The organism is Candidatus Symbiopectobacterium sp. NZEC135, from assembly GCF_025962695.1.
Map to the genome: position 1 here is coordinate 1 of NZ_JAGFPF010000355.1, position 1,675 is coordinate 1,675.

The 1,675-nt window shown below is 51.6% G+C and carries 1 protein-coding gene; it reads left to right on the forward strand.

All coding sequences use genetic code 11. From position 1 onward, the window contains the following. Window positions 1–215: 215 nt before the first annotated feature. The gene (locus tag J5224_RS26785; RefSeq protein WP_264628198.1) at window positions 216–1,574 is read left to right on the forward strand and encodes a tetratricopeptide repeat protein; all 1,359 of its coding nucleotides are present in this window, start codon (window positions 216–218) and stop codon (window positions 1,572–1,574) included. Window positions 1,575–1,675: the final 101 nt, after the last annotated feature.

Consider the following 1,675-nt stretch of genomic DNA (forward strand, 5'->3'; position numbering starts at 1 on the left):
GCCTGCTGTTCGCGCTGATCAACCGTTTCAGAAGCGAAGAAGTGGTGCTGGATGCCGAAGATAACGCCGAGGAGACTTCTCGCGCGTCATAAACTGAGCATTGCTCAGGTTTCCGGGGATGGTATTATCCCCGGAAACAGAAAAACATCACAAAGGATTGTTAATCATGAAGAAAACAACGTTGGCGTTGTTACTGGGTCTATCGTGTTCTGCTTTTGCCCAAGACGCTGATGACGCCGACAGGCTCTACGACCGCCTCGAACATCCCTGTGCTGGGGTTTGTTTATGAGTTTGGCGTTTCCGTTCCCAAAAATACCCAACAGGCGATCGACTATTATCAGCAGGCCTGTGCGCTGGGTGGCGATTATGGTTGTTATAACGCCGGGTATTTTTATCAATATGGCGTCGGCGTGCCGCAGGATAACGTCCGTGCCGGCCAATTGCTGGCAAAGATTAATGCTGCGGATATTGATATCGAAACGGCCAAGTCGCTTGGACACACCATTTATGAAGCCAAAGCCAAGGCTGAAACCGATGCAGAGATGCGCGCACCGATCCTGAAATATGTTTCCCGCTATTTAAATACCGCCGATGCGGAAACACGGCGGATATTCAGCCGCCTTGGTTTGAGTAAAAGCGACACGTTACGGCTGGCAAAGCGTTGGGCACAGCAGGGCGATCCCAAAGTAAATTTCTACGTCGGGCATTTTTATAATTTCGGTTACTCCTCGATCAAAGAGAAAGATATTGAGGCGATGCGCTGGTTTCGCCGCGCGGCAGAGGGCGGAGAGGCGGACTCGCAGAATCTTCTTGGCCTGGCCTATCGCGAAGGACGCTGGGGTGTAGATGTTGCTGCGCAAGACGCTGTCACCTGGTTTGAACGTGCCGCGCAGCAGGGCAATAAGGATGCCATGATCAATTTGGGGGAAATGTATTACACCGGTGAAGAGATTGACGGTGATTATGACAAGGCGCGCACGCTGTTTACCCAGGCCTATGACAAAGGCGTATCGCGGGCGGCAAAATACCTCGCCTGGATCTATTACAACGGTCAGGGTGTGACGAGCGATTGCCAGAAGGCTTGGGAGTATCGCGACCGGGGGCGCACTGACGAAACAAAAGCCAGCTATACGGCGCACTGCGTCAACGATAAGCGTGAGCGTGAAGAAAATCGCCAAACCTTGCCCTCATTGGTATTGAAAAACGAATCGACCTTTCTTGGTGGCAACGGTGGTGCATTGAAATGTGAAAATCATTTTATCGTTGATACCAACAAACTTGCTGAAGTGGCTAATTTGCGCGTCGTCGTCACGCTAAGAAACCGCGAGGGTGCCAGTGGACAATACACGTTGGCGTTTGCCCCCTTTGGCATGAATACCATGAATGAAACGCTGTACGGCCGGGAATACAGCTCTTTTCGTTCCGCCGAGCTGGTTCCACAAAAAACCAAAGACTTTTGCCAGCCTGGTGACGTGACATTCCAAATTGATTCCGCCACGGCGCGTATCAACGGGCAGGAAAAAGAGCTGCTGGCGACCGGGATTATCAAGCCGTATGTCAAAAATGCCGGGTAATGGCCTTTCGTTAGGACAATTCGCCTGAACAGTGAGGCGGTATCGAGAAAAACAGCCCGGTTGATGCGCTATCAACAGGGCTCGCTTTCTGTGGTAAACTC